Source organism: Nocardiopsis gilva YIM 90087 (assembly GCF_002263495.1).
GTDB classification, from domain to species: domain Bacteria; phylum Actinomycetota; class Actinomycetes; order Streptosporangiales; family Streptosporangiaceae; genus Nocardiopsis_C; species Nocardiopsis_C gilva.
On sequence record NZ_CP022753.1, the window covers coordinates 4,912,161 to 4,928,994 of the forward strand.

The 16,834-nt window shown below is 69.8% G+C and carries 16 protein-coding genes and 3 pseudogenes; 6 read left to right on the forward strand and 13 right to left on the reverse strand.

Going from position 1 to position 16,834, the window contains the following annotated elements; genetic code table 11:
- Window positions 1-49 precede the first annotated feature (49 nt).
- Window positions 50-1,042 (forward strand): metal ABC transporter substrate-binding protein, encoded by a 993-nt coding sequence (locus CDO52_RS21920; protein ID WP_026126122.1) that lies wholly within the window; start codon window positions 50-52, stop codon window positions 1,040-1,042.
- Between the two features lie 244 nt (window positions 1,043-1,286).
- Window positions 1,287-1,520 carry a DUF397 domain-containing protein gene (locus CDO52_RS21925; RefSeq protein WP_017620439.1) on the forward strand — a complete coding sequence of 78 codons (234 nt, stop codon included), beginning with the start codon at window positions 1,287-1,289 and terminating at the stop codon, window positions 1,518-1,520.
- Between the two features lie 173 nt (window positions 1,521-1,693).
- Here CDO52_RS21925 and CDO52_RS21930 read toward each other — a convergent pair whose 3' ends face one another.
- The 3 genes from CDO52_RS21930 to CDO52_RS21940 form a co-directional block, all read right to left on the reverse strand.
- On the reverse strand, window positions 1,694-2,515 hold the full coding sequence (locus CDO52_RS21930) for a helix-turn-helix domain-containing protein (protein WP_051060865.1): 822 nt from the start codon (window positions 2,513-2,515) through the stop codon (window positions 1,694-1,696).
- Between the two features lie 271 nt (window positions 2,516-2,786).
- Complete coding sequence (locus CDO52_RS21935) at window positions 2,787-3,341, reverse strand: ATP-binding protein (protein ID WP_232524285.1); 555 nt, start codon at window positions 3,339-3,341, stop codon at window positions 2,787-2,789.
- Between the two features lie 251 nt (window positions 3,342-3,592).
- Window positions 3,593-4,438 carry a glycerophosphodiester phosphodiesterase gene (locus CDO52_RS21940; protein WP_232524286.1) on the reverse strand — a complete coding sequence of 282 codons (846 nt, stop codon included), beginning with the start codon at window positions 4,436-4,438 and terminating at the stop codon, window positions 3,593-3,595.
- A 334-nt stretch (window positions 4,439-4,772) separates the two neighbouring features.
- Here CDO52_RS21940 and CDO52_RS21945 point away from each other — a divergent pair, with 334 nt between their 5' ends.
- The 4 genes and pseudogenes from CDO52_RS21945 to CDO52_RS21955 all read left to right on the forward strand — a co-directional run bounded on the left by CDO52_RS21945 (window position 4,773) and on the right by CDO52_RS21955 (window position 8,636).
- Entirely contained in the window at window positions 4,773-5,276 is a 504-nt protein-coding gene (locus tag CDO52_RS21945) for a pyridoxamine 5'-phosphate oxidase family protein (protein WP_017620435.1), read from the forward strand.
- 151 nt (window positions 5,277-5,427) lie between these two features.
- Window positions 5,428-6,177 (forward strand): annotated as a pseudogene (gene fabG, locus CDO52_RS28290) (3-oxoacyl-ACP reductase FabG); the annotation flags it as partial.
- Window positions 6,178-6,303: 126 nt separating this feature from the next.
- Window positions 6,304-7,509: an acyl-CoA dehydrogenase family protein gene (locus tag CDO52_RS28295; protein WP_017620433.1), complete on the forward strand. Its 1,206-nt coding sequence runs from the start codon at window positions 6,304-6,306 to the stop codon at window positions 7,507-7,509.
- Window positions 7,506-8,636: an acyl-CoA dehydrogenase family protein gene (locus CDO52_RS21955; protein ID WP_017620432.1), complete on the forward strand. Its 1,131-nt coding sequence runs from the start codon at window positions 7,506-7,508 to the stop codon at window positions 8,634-8,636. The genes CDO52_RS28295 and CDO52_RS21955 overlap by 4 nt, the downstream gene beginning before the upstream one ends.
- 49 nt (window positions 8,637-8,685) lie before the next feature.
- Here the strand turns inward: CDO52_RS21955 and CDO52_RS21960 are convergent, their stop codons facing one another.
- From CDO52_RS21960 to CDO52_RS22005, 10 genes and pseudogenes are all read right to left on the reverse strand, one after another.
- Window positions 8,686-9,099, reverse strand: coding sequence for a VOC family protein (locus CDO52_RS21960; RefSeq protein WP_017620431.1), 414 nt, complete (start codon window positions 9,097-9,099; stop codon window positions 8,686-8,688).
- A gap of 176 nt (window positions 9,100-9,275) precedes the next feature.
- Window positions 9,276-9,875 carry an energy-coupling factor transporter transmembrane component T family protein gene (locus CDO52_RS21965; RefSeq protein WP_017620430.1) on the reverse strand — a complete coding sequence of 200 codons (600 nt, stop codon included), beginning with the start codon at window positions 9,873-9,875 and terminating at the stop codon, window positions 9,276-9,278.
- Window positions 9,876-10,199: 324 nt separating this feature from the next.
- A pseudogene (locus tag CDO52_RS21970) lies at window positions 10,200-10,898 on the reverse strand (energy-coupling factor ABC transporter ATP-binding protein); the annotation flags it as partial.
- A 70-nt stretch (window positions 10,899-10,968) separates the two neighbouring features.
- Entirely contained in the window at window positions 10,969-11,580 is a 612-nt protein-coding gene (locus CDO52_RS21975; protein ID WP_017620428.1) for a biotin transporter BioY, read from the reverse strand.
- Window positions 11,581-11,717: 137 nt separating this feature from the next.
- A complete protein-coding gene (locus tag CDO52_RS21980) occupies window positions 11,718-12,794 on the reverse strand; it encodes a lactonase family protein (RefSeq protein WP_017620427.1) in 1,077 nt (358 codons plus the stop codon).
- A 158-nt stretch (window positions 12,795-12,952) separates the two neighbouring features.
- Window positions 12,953-13,714 carry a thioesterase II family protein gene (locus CDO52_RS21985; RefSeq protein WP_017620426.1) on the reverse strand — a complete coding sequence of 254 codons (762 nt, stop codon included), beginning with the start codon at window positions 13,712-13,714 and terminating at the stop codon, window positions 12,953-12,955.
- Between the two features lie 159 nt (window positions 13,715-13,873).
- Window positions 13,874-14,431: a GTP-binding protein gene (locus CDO52_RS21990; RefSeq protein ID WP_017620425.1), complete on the reverse strand. Its 558-nt coding sequence runs from the start codon at window positions 14,429-14,431 to the stop codon at window positions 13,874-13,876.
- 22 nt (window positions 14,432-14,453) lie between these two features.
- Window positions 14,454-14,813, reverse strand: coding sequence for a DUF742 domain-containing protein (locus CDO52_RS21995; protein ID WP_017620424.1), 360 nt, complete (start codon window positions 14,811-14,813; stop codon window positions 14,454-14,456).
- Window positions 14,814-14,877: 64 nt separating this feature from the next.
- Window positions 14,878-15,301 (reverse strand): annotated as a pseudogene (locus tag CDO52_RS22000) (roadblock/LC7 domain-containing protein).
- A gap of 145 nt (window positions 15,302-15,446) precedes the next feature.
- Window positions 15,447-16,526, reverse strand: coding sequence for a sensor histidine kinase (locus CDO52_RS22005; protein ID WP_094932657.1), 1,080 nt, complete (start codon window positions 16,524-16,526; stop codon window positions 15,447-15,449).
- Window positions 16,527-16,834 lie beyond the last annotated feature (308 nt).

A 16,834-nucleotide genomic window follows, 5' to 3' on the forward strand; every position in this document is an offset into this window, starting at 1 on the left:
ACGCCCGGATAAATTGACAATCATTTTCATTTTCCTCATCATAGAGGACATGCGATCAGGGAGAGTGGCCGCGCGCGTCGCGGCGGGTGTTGCGATCAGTGCGATCGCGGCCGGATGCGGCACCGCGTCCGACAGCGGGAGCGACGGAGACGGAAGCGCGGTCAGTGTGATCACCGGCGTCTACCCGCTGGAGTGGCTGGCCACGCAGGTTGGCGGCGATCGCGTCGAGGTCACCAACCTGACCGAGCCCGGCGCCGAGCCGCACGACCTGGAGCTGAGCCCGCCCCAGATCCGCAAGATCAACGACGCGGACGTCAACTTCTACGTCCACGGCCTGCAACCCGCGATCGACGACGCCCTGGAGCAGCAGCCCAGTGAGCGCGTGTTGGACGTCGGCGACCTGGTCGAGCTCCTTCCCTCCGAGGTTGCGGCCGGGGAGGACAAGGGCCATGACCACGAGGGCGAGGACGCCGAGGAGCACGGCAACGACGAGGAGTCGGGCGACGGCCACGACCACGGCGGCACCGACCCGCACATGTGGCAGGACCCCCAGTTGATGGCCGAGGCCGCCACCGGCCTGGCCAAGCGGCTGGCCGAGGTCGACCCGGACCACGCCGACACCTACACGGCCAACGCCGAGAAGGTCGGCTCCGAGCTCGACGCGATCGACGACGAGTACTCCACCGGCCTCGCCGAGTGCACGAGCCGCGATCTGCTCACCAACCACAGCGCGTTCGGCTATCTGGCCCACCGCTACGATCTCCACCAGGTCGGTATCAGCGGACTCAACCCCGAGACCGAGCCATCCCCGGCCCGCATCGCCGAGATCTCCGACCTGGTGAAGGACGAGGGGATCACCACGGTCTTCACCGAGACCCTGGCGAGCCCCGCGGTCGCCGAGACCATCGCCTCCGAGACGGGAGCGAAAACTGCCGTGCTCGACCCCATCGAGGGCATCACCGACCAGTCGCCGGGCGACGATTACCCGTCGGTCATGCGCGCCAACCTGAAGGCGATTTCGAAGGGACTCGGCTGCTCCTGAGCCCCCACCGCCTCTGGCGTTTCCCCGGCCCCGTCGCCGCCGCGACGGGGCCGGTTTTGTGCAATCTCAGCTGCGCAATTGCACCCGCTTGCATCACGCCTACAAACCGCGAAAGAGCCCGGCGCGCTGGGTGCACGTTCGCTATCATGTTCAAAGTACGGTGCTAATGCACGTGCATAATCCAATGCATTCGCAGGCATCGCACGTCTGTCGCACATACAAGAGTGAAGGAGCTTCTACCCCCGTGACTGCTTACAACGGCATCAAGGCGTCCGAACTCACCAACGTCTCCTGGCAGAAGAGCCAGCGCAGCAACTCTCGCGGCACGTGCGTCGAGATGGCCCGGCTGACCGATGGCCGGATCGCGATGCGCAACTCCAACTTCCCCGAGGGCCCGGCCCTGGTCTACACCCAGGCCGAGATCGACGCCCTGATCATGGGCGCCAAGGACGGTGACTTCGACAACCTGCTGGGCTGAGGCGCTGACACCAGCGCATCAGCGGATCGCGCCGCACCGGTCACGGCGCGAGGGAGGGGCTCCCACCGGATGTCGGGGGGTGGGGCTCCTCCCCCTTTGTCGTGATTGCCGTGCGCCTTCCGCGCACACGTCAGCGGCCCCGGTCGAAAGCGACCGGAACTCCAACGCCGTGTCTAGAGATCGTCGATCATGCCCTTGATCAGGCTCTGCGTCTGGGACGGCGGGTCGGCGATCACGCTCAGCCGTTCCATCGCCATGGTGTAGGCGTCGATCTCACTCCGTCGGTCCAGGCACATCGAGCCGGTGAGCTGTTCGAGGTAGATGATGTCCGACAGCTCGAAGTCGGGGTAGCGCAGAATCGTGAAGGACCCCGCCTCGGCCGCGACGGCGCCCGCCGCGAACGGGATCACCTGCAACGTGATGTTCGGGTGGTCGCAGGCGTCGAGCAGGGTCTGGAGCTGTCTTCGCATGATGTCCGCGGGACCGACCGGACGGCGGAGCGCGGCCTCGTCGAGGATCGCCCACAGTCGCACGTCCGGCCCCTCGTAGATGTGGCGCTGCCGCTTCATGCGCACCTCGACGCGGTGCTCGACCTCCAGGCTGGGCGTCAGCACACCGGACGAGACCACGGCGCGGGCGTACTCTTCGGTCTGCAGCAGACCGTGGACGAACTGCGCCTCATACACGCGGATCCGGCTGGCGGCCTCTTCCAGGCCGACATAGGACTGGAACCAGTTGGGCAGCGACTCGCCGTAGTGCTGCCACCATCCCGGTTTCTTGGTATCGCGGGCGAGGTCGGTCAGAGTCCGGATGACCTGCTTGTCGGTCACCCCGTAGAGCTTGAGCAGGTCCTCGACGTCCCGCTCCTTGAACCCGACCCGGCCCAGTTCCATCCGGCTGATCTTGGATTCCGAGCCCCGGATGTGGTGCCCCGCCGCCGCTCGAGAGATGTCGCGCGCCTCTCGGTACTTGCGCAGTTCCGATCCGAGCAGCATGCGCCGCACCGTCGGACCGCTGCCCTTCTTGAGGCGAGCGATGTCCGCGGCCGCCGTCTTCCTACCCGTCGGCGCCAAGCCAGGCCCCTTCCTTACTGCCGGGGTCCTTGCTTACGCCCTGAAGCCCCTGCACATCGTCGTTACACGATATCGCTGACACTGCCACACTTCACCGGGATCCGGCTGTGACACAGGTGTCAGGTTATACATGGGACGCGACAGACGCCCGTTTGGGGGACAGGGGGACGGGAGCGGTTTCATGGGACGCGTATCAGGCGAACAGCGCCCAAACATACTTACCGCTCGGAAAGGTGGGCAGAACACCCCAGCGTCGGGCGAACGACCCGACGAGGTGCAGGCCCCGGCCACTCTCCAACATGAAGTCGGGCTCGCGCCGGGCCGGAAGTCGATCGCTTTCATCCCGGACAGCACAGATGAGTTCGCCTCCCCAGCGCACCATGCCGAGCTGAACGTCGGCACCGCAGGCGCCGACCGCCGCGGCCGGCGAACATCGGCACCCGTGCCGCAGAGCGTTGGTAATGAGTTCGGATACCACCAGCTGCACGTCTCCGGTGAGGCCCGCCATGCCCCACTCGCGCAGCACACCGCCGCAGATCTCGCGGCCGATGGCGGGCGCTCCGGATTGCGCCACCAAGCTCCAACAAAGAATGTCGAGTCCGCGGCGGTCGGAACGGCCGTCGAGCCGACCGCGGACGCCGTTTCGCAGGATCGGCACCCACCACGGCCCGTTCGGGTCACCGACCTCCGCCGCCATTTCCTCGCCGGCGGTCCTCCCTAGCGATTCCTGGGCTGGTTGTCCGGTCACCGCGATCCCCTTGCACTCGTCTCGATCGCCACCAGTACCGGACTGCGCGATGACCGGCACCCTTGAAGGACTACGCATGCGCAAGGCCCAGATGCACGTGCATCCTCCTCTTGCAGGAATCCTAGGACAAGCACGCCAGGGGTTCAGGAAAAGCTGAGAGTTCGTGAAGAAGACTTGCCATCGGATGCCGCGACGAAACGCCGGACACGGCGTGGACCAGGCAATCCTCCAATGAATCCGCGACGGTCGCGTCAGGCCGCGAGAGCTCGATACCCGGCCACGCGGTCCGGATAATCGGTGATAATCCCGTCAACACCGTCACGGATCATCCGCCGGATCGCGTGGTCATTGTTGACAGTCCACCCGAAAAGGGTCAGCCCCTGCGCGTGGGCGTGGCGGACATAGGGAGCGGTCACCCGAAGATGATGCGGGTTGATCTGGCGCGCGTAGCGGGCGATCCGGCGAAGCCCGAAACGGCCGTACGTCTTGCCCAGAACCGCCGTGTGCACCCCCGGAACGACCTCGGCGACCTGGCGCAGGGTGACCCAGTCGAAGCTTTGCAGGATGAGCCGACCATCGGCGCCCGCCGCGCGCCAGTACGGGTCGGCCCGGAGGAACATGGCCAGATCACGGCACATCTCGGGGTCGCGGCGGTGCACCTTGAGCTCGACCAGGGCGCCCAGGCCGTCCGCCCGCATCGCGTCCAGCGCCTCGGTCAGCGTCGGGACGCGTTCTCCAGTGAAGCGGTCGCCGAACCAGGAACCGGCGTCGAGGCGGCGGATCTCGGCGAGGGTGAAGTCGGAGACCCGCCACGACCGGCGGTCGGGGTACAGCTCGGCGACGTTGGTGGTGCGGCGCAGGTCGAGGTCGTGGATGACGACGAACTGGCCGTCGGCGGTCCTCCGCACGTCGATTTCGGCCATGTCGGCATGGTGGATGCGGGCCAGCCGAAGCGCGGACAGCGTGTTCTCCGGTGCGTAGGCCGAGGCACCGCGATGCGCGACGACGATCACCGGGCGCCGAGACGATCCGGTCCTGGCGCCGGCACCGCGCCGCTGCGCCCGCGCGAGGCCACTGGAACCATTGATGCCCGGCATACCACGGCCTTTCTCGGTCTGATCCGGCGGAGCACTCTCCACCATCCTCACCGGCCCTGGCCACTCCCCGATGGCGAACGGGTGAGCATCCGGTGGAGATATCGCGCCGGTGCCACCCGCTGGTTCTCTCATACCCGTTTGCCCCGCGGGCTGGTCTCGTGGCGTAACGATACCCCGCCAGAAGCCGAATTTTCGTGACTGTGCGTATTGACCAGCCCGCCCCACCGGACGTGTGGTGCCCGCACCACCCTGGCCGCCCCACCGCGTGCCCCCTGGCCGGGCAACGCCCGAAATGGGATCCTGGAGACATCAGGGACGACCTCGGGGAGTCACGATGACCGAGCCGCGCGCCGCCCGCCCGTTCATGCCCGGCTACGGTGTCCAGGGTCCCGACGCGGGCGGTGGTCTGCTGCCGTGGTCGTGGGCCGAGGAGCGGCTGCGCGAGTCCCACGACTACTGGGTGTCCAGCGTGTGGCCGGACGGCCGCCCGCACACGATGCCGGTCTGGGGCGTCTGGGACGCCCAAGAGCTCTGGTTCCGCAGTGCTCGGCGGTCGCGCAAGGTGCGCAACCTTCGCCTGGACCCGCGGATCTCCGTGGCCACCTGCGACGCGCGGCGCCCGGTCGTGGTCGAGGGACGCGCCGCGTTCGTCACCGAGGACGCCGTGCTCGACTACCTCACCGTCCTGTTCAACGCCAAGTACCGGACGCGTTTCACCGCGAGCTTTCTGGACCCGGCGGTCTGCTCGACGGTGCGCGTGCGTCCGCACTGGGTATTCGCGCTGGACATGAACGACTTCGACGGCTCGCCCACGCGCTGGAAGTTCGACACCGACTAACTTCCCCCCGCGCCCCTGGTCTACCTGGGTCCACGCCGACCGCCCTACCCACATACCACCTGGTCGGTATGGAGTGGATAGGATCGGCCGCAGTGTGCCCTGGGCCACGTCAGCGGAACCCGCACTGGACCACTCCATCGGAGGTAGAACCATGTCAGAAGCAGCGCGCGTCGCGATCGTGACCGGTGCCGCCCGCGGCATCGGAGCGGCCACCGCCCGCCGACTGGCCGCCGACGGACGCTCCGTCGCGGTCATCGACCTCAAGGAGTCCGACGCGCAGCGGACCGTCGACGAGATCACCGCCGATGGCGGCACCGCCATCGGACTCGGCGCCGACGTCAGCGACGCCGACCAGGTGGCCGCCGCCGTCGGCCAGGTCGCCGAACGCCTTGGCCCGCCCACGATCCTGGTGAACAACGCCGGCGTGCTCCGCGACAACCTGCTGTTCAAGATGTCCGAGGACGACTGGGACACGGTCATGAACGTGCACCTGCGCGGCTCGTTCCTGATGGCCCGCGCCGCCCAGCAGCACATGGTCGCCGAGAACTGGGGCCGCATCGTCAACCTCTCCAGCAGCTCCGCGCAGGGTAACCGGGGCCAGGCCAACTACTCGACGGCCAAGGCCGGGCTGCAGGGCTTCACCAAGACCCTCGCCATCGAGCTCGGCAAGTTCGGCGTCACCTGCAACGCCGTCGCCCCCGGCTTCATCGTCACCGACATGACCAAGGCCACCGCCGCACGCGTGGGCATGGACTACGAGGACTTCAAGAAGGCCGCTGCCGAAGGCATCCCCGTCCGCCGGGTCGGCCAGCCGGAGGACATCGCCAACACCGTCTCTTTCCTCACCAGCGAGGCGTCCGGCTTCGTGTCCGGCCAGGTCATCTACGTCGCGGGCGGGCCCTCGACTGACGCGCCGCCCGCCGCCCCGGGCCGCCGCCCGCACGGCGGCCCACCTGCCGTGCCGAGTCCCCCAGGGTCCCCGACACCCCCTCCGTTCACCATTCCCACACCGTCCACCGGAGGTGCCATGACAACGGCCCACGCGGGGGCGTCGCTCGACGCCGCCGCACTACGGCAGCGGGTCGCGGACGTCGTCGCCGCGAACGATCCCGCCACCACCGATCCCACCGAGTTCCTGGCCGCCCGCTTCGACGCTGGGCTGGCGTGGATCCACTTCCCCGAGGGCGAGGGCGGCCTGGGCGCGCCGCGCGCCCTGCAGGCCGTGGTCGACGAGGAGTTCGAGCGCTTCGGCGCCGCACCCGTCGATTACGGGAAGCTGGTCATCGGTCTGGGCATGGCCGCCCCGACCATTGTCGCCTTCGGCACCCCCGAGCAGCGCCTCCGCTACCTCAAGCCGCTGTACGTCGGTGAGGAGATCTGGTGCCAGCTGTTCAGCGAGCCCGGCGCCGGGTCCGACCTCGCCGCGCTGGGTACCCGCGCGGTACGCGACGGCGACGCGTGGGTGGTCAACGGACAGAAGGTGTGGACCTCGCACGCGCACCGCGCCCGCTGGGCGATCCTGGTGACCCGCACGGACCCCGACGTCCCCAAGCACCGGGGCATGACCTACTTCATCTGCGACATGCAGGCGCCGGGCGTGGAGGTGCGTCCGCTGCGCCAGTTGACCGGCGAGGCCGCGTTCAACGAGGTCTACCTGACCGACGTCCGTATCCCCGACTCCCAGCGGCTGGGCGGGGTCGGTGAGGGCTGGCGGGTCGCACAGACCACGCTGATGAACGAACGCGTGTCCATCGGGGGCAAGCCGGAGCCGCGCGAGGGCGGCCTCATCGGTTTCGCCGCGGATGTCTGGCGCTCCTCTCCGGAGCTGCGCACGCCGGGCCTGCACGACGCGCTGATGCGGCTGTGGGTGGAGGCTGAGGCCGCACGGCTGACCCAGGAGAGGCTGCGCCAGCAGCTCGCGATCGGCCAGCCGGGACCGGAAGGCTCCGCCGCCAAACTCGCCTTCGCCCGGCTCAACCAGGAGATCTCCGGCCTGGAGGTGGAACTGCTGGGCCCCGAGGGCCTCGCCTACGACGACTGGACCTTCCACCGCCCGGAGAAGATGGACCTGACAGGGCGCGGCGCCGGATACCGCTACCTGCGTAGCCGGGGCAACTCGATCGAGGGCGGGACCTCGGAGATCCTGCGCAACATCATCGCCGAGCGGGTCCTGGGCCTGCCCGGGGAGATCCGGGTCGACAAGGACGTCGCGTGGAAGGACCTGCCGAAGTGAGCACGACCGAAACCGACCTGCTGTACAGCGAGGTCGAGGAAGAGCTGCGGGACAGCGTCCGCGGACTGCTGACGGACAAGTGCCCCGCCTCGGATGTCCTGGCGCGGGTGGAGAGCGACGAGCCCACCGACACGGCACTGTGGAAGGAGCTGTGCGGGCTCGGCGTGGCCGGCCTGCCGATCCCCGAGGCCCAAGGCGGGGCCGGTGCGAGCTGGCGGGAGGCGGCCGTGGTGGCCGAGGAGCTGGGCCGGGCGGTCGCCCCGGTGCCGTTCCTCGGCAGCGCGGTGCTGGCCACCGCGGCGCTGCTGGAACTCGGCGACACCCCCGCCGCGGCCGAGGCACTCGGCCGGATGGCATCGGGCGAATCGACCGTCACGCTCGCCGTACCGCTCGCGACGCTGCCCGCAGCGGCCTTCCCGGACGCGGTACGGGAGGACGATGGTGGGCTCACGGGGACGGTCGCCAAAGTGGCCGACGCGGCGACCGCCGACGCCCTGCTGGTCCCGGCCCTCTCCCGGAGCGGCCCCGGGCTGTACCTGGTGGCGGCGACCGACACGAGGCGGACACCGCTGGTCGGGCTGGACCTGACACGGTCGCTGGCCGACATCGGTCTGGACCGCGTACCGGCCCGGTGCGTGGCCTCGGGTCCGGAGGCCGAGCGGGCGCTGCGCTCGGCTCTGGTGACCGGTGCCGCCGTGCTCGCGTCCGAGCAGCTGGGCGTGGCCCAGTGGGCGCTGGACGCGACGGTCGACTACGTCAAGACACGGACCCAGTTCGGCCGCCCGGTGGGGTCGTTCCAGGCGGTCAAGCACCGAATCGCCGACCTGTGGGTGTCGGTCTCCCAGGCCCGGGCGGTGGTCCGGAACGCCGCGAGCGCGGTGGCGGGAGCGGCCGACGACGCCGAGGGCGAGCTGAGCGCCGCGGTGGCCCAGGCGTTCGTCTCGCGTGTGGCGGTGACCGCGGCCGAGGAGGCGGTCCAGCTGCACGGAGGGATCGGCTTCACCTGGGAGCACCCGGCCCACCTGTACCTGAAGCGGGCGAAGAGCGACGCGATCGCCCTCGGCACCGCCGACCGCCACCGGCTGGCGCTGTCCCGGCTGGTCGACCTGCCCGTAAGCACGGCGTAGCGACGCGGCCCGACGCCCACCCCCGACGAGATCGGGGGTGGGCCGGGGCTCAGGGCTTGATGTGGGGGCTCTCCTGCACCGTCCACTTGTTCCCGTCGGGGTCGGTGAAGAAGAGGAACCTGTTCCACTCCTCCCCTGGCCCGTCGAGGAGTTCGCCCGTTGTCGTGTCGTAGTGGTGGACCGGGCTGACGTCCACGCCTCGGGAGACCAGCTCGGCGCGGGCGGCGTGGATGTCGCCCACGCACAGCTGGAGTCCGCTCATCGTTCCGGGCGCCATGTCGGTCATGCCCTCGCCGATCGCGACCGAGCACCCCGATCCCGGGGGCGTGAGCTGCACGACGCGCATGGTCGCCGTCACCCGCTCATCGACGTCGACGGCGCAGCCGAGCCCCTCGCTGTAGAACCGCTTGGCCCGGTCCACGTCGGAGACGGGGACGACCACCACTTCGAGCTTCCAGTCCATGGCACATCACTTCTTCTCTCTCGCGGACGCGTCGCCGCCCACCGGTGCTGTGTATGGCAGACGGGCCCCGGCGTGGTGGCTCAATCACACCACTGGCGAGTGACACTTCGAGCCTGGCGCCGCGAACACGGCAGGCGCGGGAACGACACGCCCTTATGCGGGACGCCGACAATGCGTCAGTCCAGGCCGCGCGCTGCCATCGCCTCGCCGGTCGCCTCGGCGGAGCGGATCAGGCCGACGATCACTGGCACCACGATGAGGTGCGGGCGGCCGCGCAGTCCACGGGCCGCGTAGGCCTCGCGGGACGCCCGCAGGGCGGCCTCGACCATGGGGATGGACCGGATGGTGAGGGCCAGGACCAAGGCGACCCGGTCCGGGCGGACACCGGCGAAGCGCAGGGGGCGGGCCAGGCGTTCGAAGAGGGCGAGCATCTCGCTCACCCGGGTGGTGAGCGTGACGAGCGCGGCCAGCAGGACCGCGGTGGTGAGCTGGGCGCACACGCGGGCCGCTGTCGGCCAGTCGCCCACGATCCCCTGGAACACGGCGATGAGCACCAGGAAGGGGAGAACAGGGCGGAACATCCGCCAGACGTAGCGCGGGGCGAGACCGCCCAGCGGGTAGGCCAGGGCGGCGACAAGCGCGGACCCGAGAGCGACCCACAGGTTCCCGATGGCGATCACCGCCGTCACCGTCACGAGCAGGACGAGCAGCTTCGCCCCGGCCGGAACGCGATGGAGCAGCGAGTCGCCGGGGATATAGAGCCCGATGATGTTCACCGGCCGGACTCCAGGGGCGCTCGCTCGCCGGCTCGCCGCACAGAAGCCCCCATCGCGCTCCCCTCCTCACTCGACTCCACCGCCCCCGCGACCCGGCCTCCGGCCATCGGCGGCGACGCCTCCGCTCGCTCGTCGGCTCGCCGCACAGAAGCCCCATCGCGCTCCCCTCCTCACTCGACTCCACCGCCCCGCGAACCGGCCTCCGGCCATCGGCGGCGACGCCTCCCCTCGCTCGTCGGCTCGCCGCACAGAAGCCCCCATCGCGCTCCCCTCCTCACTCGACTCCACCGCCCCCGCGAACCGGCCTCCGGCCATCGGCGGCGACGCCTCCGCTCGCTCGTCGGCTCGCCGCTCCATCAATCCCGTGTAGTGCGCGACCGCCTCCCCCGGCTCTCCGTCGAAGACGACCCGGCCGTCGTCCATCACCAGGACGCGGTCGAAGTCGGCGAGCGAGTCCAGGTGATGGGTCAGCAGGATGATCCGCTGCGGGAGTTCGCGCAGGGTCCGTTCGATGACCTTGACGTTGTGCAGGTCCAGCAGCGTGGTGGGTTCGTCGCAGACGAGGAACTCCGGTTCGGTGACCAGCACCGAGGCCAGCGCCAGCATCTGCTTCTGGCCGCCGGAGAGCAGGTGGGCCGGGTGGTCGCGGTGTCCGGCCAGGCCGTGTCGTTCCAGGATGGCGTCGACCCGGGCGTCGATCTCGGCCGCCGACAGTCCGCTGCCGCGCAGCCCGATCGCCACGTCCTCCGCGACCGTGGGCATGAGGATCTGGGTCGTGGCGTCCGAGAAGACGAACCCCACCCGCCGCCGGATCTCCCGGGCGTGTTTGCGGGTGTCGCGGCCATCCACGAGTACGCGGCCGGAGTCGGGCACGATCAGCCCGTTGAGCGTCCGAGCGAGCGTGGACTTGCCCGAGCCGTTCGCGCCGATCAGGCCGATCCGGCGCTCGGTGAGCCGCAGGGAGACATCGCGGAGCACCACGCGCCCGTCGTAGGCGTGTGTCACGTTCTCCAGCTGCAGCATGGGCTTGTGCGCTCCTCGGAATGGTGTCCGGACGACGGGGGGCGGTTAGGGGACGGGTGGGGTACCGCGGTCAGGCGCCGTTGTCGGCCTCGACGGTGACCTTGGTCCCCGCCGGTGGAATGGGATAGGCGCGGTAGACGGCGGTGGCGATCGCGGCGGCGAGCGCGGCCTTGACCAGGTCGCCCGGGAGGAAGACGACGGCGGCGTAGGCCGTGGCGAGCAGGCCGTCACCGACGACGACGGCGGTCCACGGCACGCCGACGAGGTAGATGACGCCCATGCCGCCGATGATGTTGGCGCCGAAACCGGCCCAGAAGCGGTAGCGGGGCATCATGCGCTGCGCGATCAGCCCGATCACCAGCGCGCCGACGACCCAGCCGAGCAGGTAGCCGCCCGTGGGGCCGAGGAAGGGTGCGACACCGCCGCGGCCGCAGGGCAGCAGCGGGAGTCCGGCGAGCGTGAGGGCCAGGAAGGTGAGGATCGCGAGGGTGCCGCGCTTGGCGCCGAGCAAGCTCGGGGCGAGCATGACGCCGAGCGTCTGCAGGGTGATGGGCACGGGCCCGACGGGGATGGAGAACGGCATGCTCAGCACGGCGAGCAGTGCGGCGAACATGCCGATGAGGGCGATGTCGCGCGCGGTGAGGCCGCGGTACCGCACGCGGGGGGCGGGGGCGTCGGGCATGGCTCTTCCTGTCCTGGTCATGGTCGGAACATGGACCCCGGAGGTCGGGGCATTCGTTATCGATTGTCACCTATGACCACTTCAGGACAGGTTGTCGGGGTGCGACGGTGTTCCCGGCGAAACCTTGTAGGGACGCGTCAGGCGGGCAGCACGCACACGGGATCGGGCAGTGCCAGACGGTGGCCGGTCGTGTGCGGAACCCCGGTGTCAGGGTCCACGCGCAGCACGGTCAGGTCACCGGAGTTCTGGTTGGCGCTCACCAGGAACACGCCGTCGACCAGCGCGAAGTGCCGGGGCCAGGCGCCGCCCGTGGGCGTCTCCGCGCTGCGGTGCAAAGAGGCGCCGTCCGACGCGACCTCGAAGGTGGCGATGGTGTCGGCTCCTCGATTGGACACGTACAGGCGGGTGCCGTCCGCAGCGAGCACGGCCTCCGCCGGATAGTTGCGACCACCCTTCCCGGCCGTCGTACCCGCCGCATCGGTGGCCGGGACATCGCCCACCGGCACCGCAGTCGCCGTCGCACTCTCCCAGCGCAGGATGTGGATCCGGGAGTCCAGCTCGCCGGTCACGTAGAGGTGGCCGTTGGGGTGGACAGCGACGTGACGCGGCCCGCTGCCCGGGGCGAGCCGGGCGGCGATCGCGGCAGCGCTCGGCCGACCGGACGCCACCGCGTCCAGTTCGTAGCAGCGCAGCTCGTCCGTGCCGAGATCGGTGATCAGCAGGTGCCGTCCGTCCGGAGCGAGAGACACCTGGTGCGCGTGCGGGCCGGCCTGGCGGGCTGCCTCCGGGCCGCTCCCCGTGTGCCTCAGCAGCACGGAGGCGGCGCGCGGCGCGCCGTCGTCCCCGATGGCGTGGACGGCACCGCTGCCGTCGGCATAGTTCGCCACGACGACGTGGTGGCCTGAGGGATGAACGGAGATGTGACACGGCGACGCTCCGCCGGTCGCCACGGTGCCCAGGTGGGTGAGTGCCCCCTCCGTCCCGACAGAGAACCCGCTGAGGCCGCCCTCAGCGCACTCGTTCACCGCGTAGATCAGATCGCCTCTCGGGTGGGCGGCCAGAAACGACGGCCCCGCTGTCCGCGCCACGACACCGCCATCAGTGAGCGCCCCGGTGGCGCGGTCCAGCCACACCCGGTGAATCCCCGCCCCCGCACCGGCCGGATCCGAGTCAGGGGTGTAGGTCCCGATCCACAACGCCCGCTGCCCTGCCATGTGTCCTTCCTCAGTCCCGCTACCGACGTTCCCCCAACGGTGTCTCCGCTCCACCCGTTGATCTCGGAGATATTGGGGGAAAAATCGACGCTGAGACCCCACTATCTCCGAGATCAACGGAACGGGCGCGGAGGAAACCGGCCGCTTGGGTGAGCGGCTCAGGTGGCGGTCGCGCGGAGTTCCGCGAGGATCGTCTCCTGGCCCTCAGGGCCGGGGAAGTGCCCACCCGGGAGGGTGGCCGTGTGGAACCGCTCGGCGGTGTGCCGCTTCCACTCATGGACACCCGCGTCGGTGACCATGGGATCGTCGGCCCCCGCGAACGCGGTGATCGGGATGTCGAGCGGCGCTGCCGACCGCCAGCGGTAAGCGGCGTAGAGCGTGTAGTCGCGCATCAGCTCCTCCCCCACGACGCGGAGCGTTTCGGGGTCGTCGAGCAGCTCGGCCGGGATCGCGCCGTAGCGATCGGCGACGCGCCGCGCCAGCTCCACCGGGTCGTCCGGCACCACCACCCGGTGCCCGATGTGCGGTGCCTCCCGACCGCTGACGACCAGACGGCGCACGGGACGCCCCTCGGCTCGCAGGGCCCGGGCCGTCTCATAGGCGAGCAGGGCGCCCATGCTGTGGCCGTACAGCGTGAGCTCGCCCGGTAGTCGCTCCAGCTCCGCCACGTACGTGGCGACGACGCCGGTCCACAGGTCGGCGGCGGAGGGGCCGCCGTTCGGACGGCGGATGGCCACCCACATTCGGTACCGGTCGGTGAGCTTGGCCCGCCAGGGGAGGAAGGTCATCTCCGAGCCGCCCGCGTGCGGAAAGCAGACCAGGTGGGCGTCCGACCCTTCGGGGCCGCCGATGGGGACGACCGCAGCCCCGGGCGCTGCGGACGGGTGGCCGGGTCCGTCGTCTGCGGTTCTCGCGGGCATTGCACCATCCACGGGTCAGGGGAGACACGACCGGGGCCGGTGTCACCATGCCCGGATGTCCGACGACCCCGACCGGTTGGCACCGACGTCTTCACGGCGCCCCACCGTAATGGACGCCTTGCTCGCGGGCGCGACCGCCCCCCGACTCTGTCGGCCGTATCAGGCGATCAGTTCGGCCTCCTTGGGCCGCTGGAGCGTGTACTCCAGCAGGCGGCGGAGCACGTGGCCGGAGTCACGGCGTTCACGCGCGTCGAAGTCGACGATGGGGACGCTGCGGTCGATTTCCAGCGCCTCGCGGATCTGCTCGATGGTGTAGTCGAGCTGGCCGTCGAACCGGTTGAGCGCGATGATGTAGGGGATCGTCTGGTTGCGTTCGAAGTAGTCGACCGCGTCGAAGCAGTCGGCCAGGCGGCGGCTGTCGACCACGACGACCGCGCCGACCGCCCCGCGCACGATGTCGTCCCACATGAACCAGAAGCGCGCCTGGCCCGGCGTGCCGAACAGGTACATGATCAGCTCGTCTTCGAGCGTGAGGCGGCCGAAGTCCATGGCGACGGTGGTGGTCGTCTTGCCGGGGATGGCCGTCAGATCGTCGTGGCCCATGCTGGCCTCGGTCATCACGGCCTCGGTGGTCACCGGGGGAATCTCGGAGACTGAGCCGACGAGAGTGGTCTTGCCCGCGCCGAACCCGCCGGCGACGACGATCTTGGTGGACACCAGCGAGCCGGAGCCCGCAGTGTCATTGGAAGAGACGTTCGAGTCCACGGAGAGCCCTCTCCAGAACTTGGTTTTCCGACGGACTGTGTCCGGTGATGGTCGGGTGGATGAAAACGTGCCCTTGGTCCGCTAGGTCACTGATCAGGACTTGGGCCACGCCGATGGGGATCCGCAGCTCCGCGCCGATCTCGGCGACCGAGCGTGGTTCCCGGCACAAACGGTGGATGTTCTGCGACTCCGGCAGCAGATTCGACGGGGCCGCAGCATCCGGATCGGAGACCGACACAAGGGTCTGCACCATCAGGGGGTGGCGCGACCTTGTCCTGCCGCCGGTGAAGGTGTAGGGGCGGATCCTGGCGCCCCGCTTCCTGCGAAAGCTCATTGTGCTGGCATCCTCTTCGTATTCCGGTGCCGGGTCCGGTCGGAAGTCGGCAGGATCGGCACGGTCACGGCGTGATGACCTCACGCAGCTGGGAGCGCAGCTGGGGAGTGAGGACGTGCCCCGCGCTCTCCACGAGCAGCGCCATCTTATAGGCGACGATTTTCATATCGGCGCTACTCGACGTCAGGACCGCCAGCGTCGATCCGTCGCTGATGGACATCACGAACAGATGCCCGTGCTCCATCCGGAGGATGAGCTGCTCCGAAGTTCCCTTGCCGAAGAGCCGCGCCGTGCCATCGGACAGGCTCTGCATGCCGCTCGCGATGGCGGCGAGCTGTTCGGCGTGCTCCTCGGGAAAGCCCTCGGAGGCGGTCAGCAGCAGTCCATCGGAGGAGACGACCACGGCATGCTCCACCCGGCATTTCGGAGACGAAGTTGGAAATGAGCCAGGTGAAATTCTCCGCGTTTTCGCTCAAGCGGTTGTCCATGTGCGTCCAGATCCTCGGTGGGTTTCCATAGCGGGATTGCTGGGGGTGTGGGGACGGTCCGGCCACCTTCCCGCGGCCGGGGCGACCGCCGGTAACGCCTCATTCCCCCTTGGCGGAACCGGAGCGGGGCGGTCGCTGACCATGGCTATTCGTCGGAATCGGCGCCCGCGGCCTCCTGGCCTTCGATGAAGCCTTCCAGGTCGGCCCGGATCCGCTCGGCCTTGCTGGCAGGTGCGTGGCTCCTGTTGCTCGCCGCACCGTTCTCCGTGCCGTCCCCCGATGTCTCCGGGTCGGCCATCGGCAGAGGAGCGGTGTTCCTGTGGGCGCTGCGGCGCGGCAGCCCGGCCGCGGTCACCGATGACTCCATGGCGCGGTTGTTCTCCTGCGCTTCCGAACCGGTAACGGATGGTGTTGGGCGGCGTGGCAAGGACCCGTCGGAGGGCGCCAGCGACATCGAGGAGGTGACCGGTCGCACGGCGGGACGCGCGGACCTGCCGATAGGCGGCTCGACCGGACGGGGTCCGGTGGTTCCGAACAGCGAGGGCGGCACGACAACGTGGGCACTGATGCCGCGGAAGGCGCGTCCTTCGAGTTGCACCTGCAGGCCGTGTCTATGCGCGATGCGGCTGACGACGTAGAAGCCCATGTGCCGGATGACCTCCTCATCCAGGACGGGCGCGCCGCGCAGCCGGGAGTTGTACGCCTTCAGCCGATCAGGCGGGATACCGATCCCCTCGTCCTCGACCGTGATGAGCAGCTTGTCCTCACCCATCGCCTGGGCGCTGATGACGACCTGGGCGTGGTCGGGCGACTTCTCCGTCGCGTTGTCCATCAGCTCGGCGATGAGGTGGCTGATGTCGTCGGCGGCGGCGCCGGAGAGGAACAGGTCGGGCAGGTGCCCGAGGCGGACGCGCTGGTACTCGCTGATCTCGGAGATCGCGGCGCGTGCGACATCGAGCAGGGGGACCGGCTCGGTGGACGTGTCACCGGAGTCCTGTCCGGCGAGGACCAGCAGGTTCTCGCCATTGCGGCGCATCCGGGTGGCCAGGTTGTCGATCCTGAAGAGCTTGTCGAGCAGCGTGGGGTCCTCACTGCTGTCCTCCAGCTCCTCCACGACCTCGATGAGCGAGTCCACCAGGGCGAGGTCGCGCATGGCCAGACCGGCCAGGGTGCCGGTCAGCAGGTCAGCGCGGTCCGGTACGGGCACCGGGCCGGAGGCGGGCACCTCACGCGGTGTCTCGGGGGCGGGGCCGCCGACGCGGGCGACGCGTGCGGTGCTGCCTGCGGCGGGGCCGCAGGGGTGGGCGCGGCGGGTGCTGCCCGCGCCGGGTGCCGACTGCGGCGGCTGGGGCTGCGGGCGGGGGAGCCATCTGCGGCTGGGCGCCGTAGGGCGGGACGGGCTGCGGCCCGCTGCCGGGGCGGGGTGGGACGGGGACGGTGGCTGGTGCAGGGGTAGCCCGGCCGCACACCGGGGTGGGCGAAGCGGACGGCTGCGCCTTCCGGCGGACGCCGATGCGGCGCAGGAAGCGTCGC

Coding starts and splice junctions, on each gene's coding strand:
- CDO52_RS21920 (WP_026126122.1), top strand. CDS start 50: ATGCGATCAGGGAGAGTGGCCGCGCGCGTCGCGGCGGGTGTTGCGATC.
- CDO52_RS21930 (WP_051060865.1), bottom strand. CDS start 2,515: ATGCTGCTCGGATCGGAACTGCGCAAGTACCGAGAGGCGCGCGACATC.
- CDO52_RS21940 (WP_232524286.1), bottom strand. CDS start 4,438: ATGCCGGGCATCAATGGTTCCAGTGGCCTCGCGCGGGCGCAGCGGCGC.
- CDO52_RS21945 (WP_017620435.1), top strand. CDS start 4,773: ATGACCGAGCCGCGCGCCGCCCGCCCGTTCATGCCCGGCTACGGTGTC.
- CDO52_RS28295 (WP_017620433.1), top strand. CDS start 6,304: ATGACAACGGCCCACGCGGGGGCGTCGCTCGACGCCGCCGCACTACGG.
- CDO52_RS21960 (WP_017620431.1), bottom strand. CDS start 9,099: ATGGACTGGAAGCTCGAAGTGGTGGTCGTCCCCGTCTCCGACGTGGAC.
- CDO52_RS21975 (WP_017620428.1), bottom strand. CDS start 11,580: ATGCCCGACGCCCCCGCCCCCCGCGTGCGGTACCGCGGCCTCACCGCG.
- CDO52_RS21980 (WP_017620427.1), bottom strand. CDS start 12,794: ATGGCAGGGCAGCGGGCGTTGTGGATCGGGACCTACACCCCTGACTCG.
- CDO52_RS21985 (WP_017620426.1), bottom strand. CDS start 13,714: ATGCCCGCGAGAACCGCAGACGACGGACCCGGCCACCCGTCCGCAGCG.
- CDO52_RS21995 (WP_017620424.1), bottom strand. CDS start 14,813: ATGAGCTTTCGCAGGAAGCGGGGCGCCAGGATCCGCCCCTACACCTTC.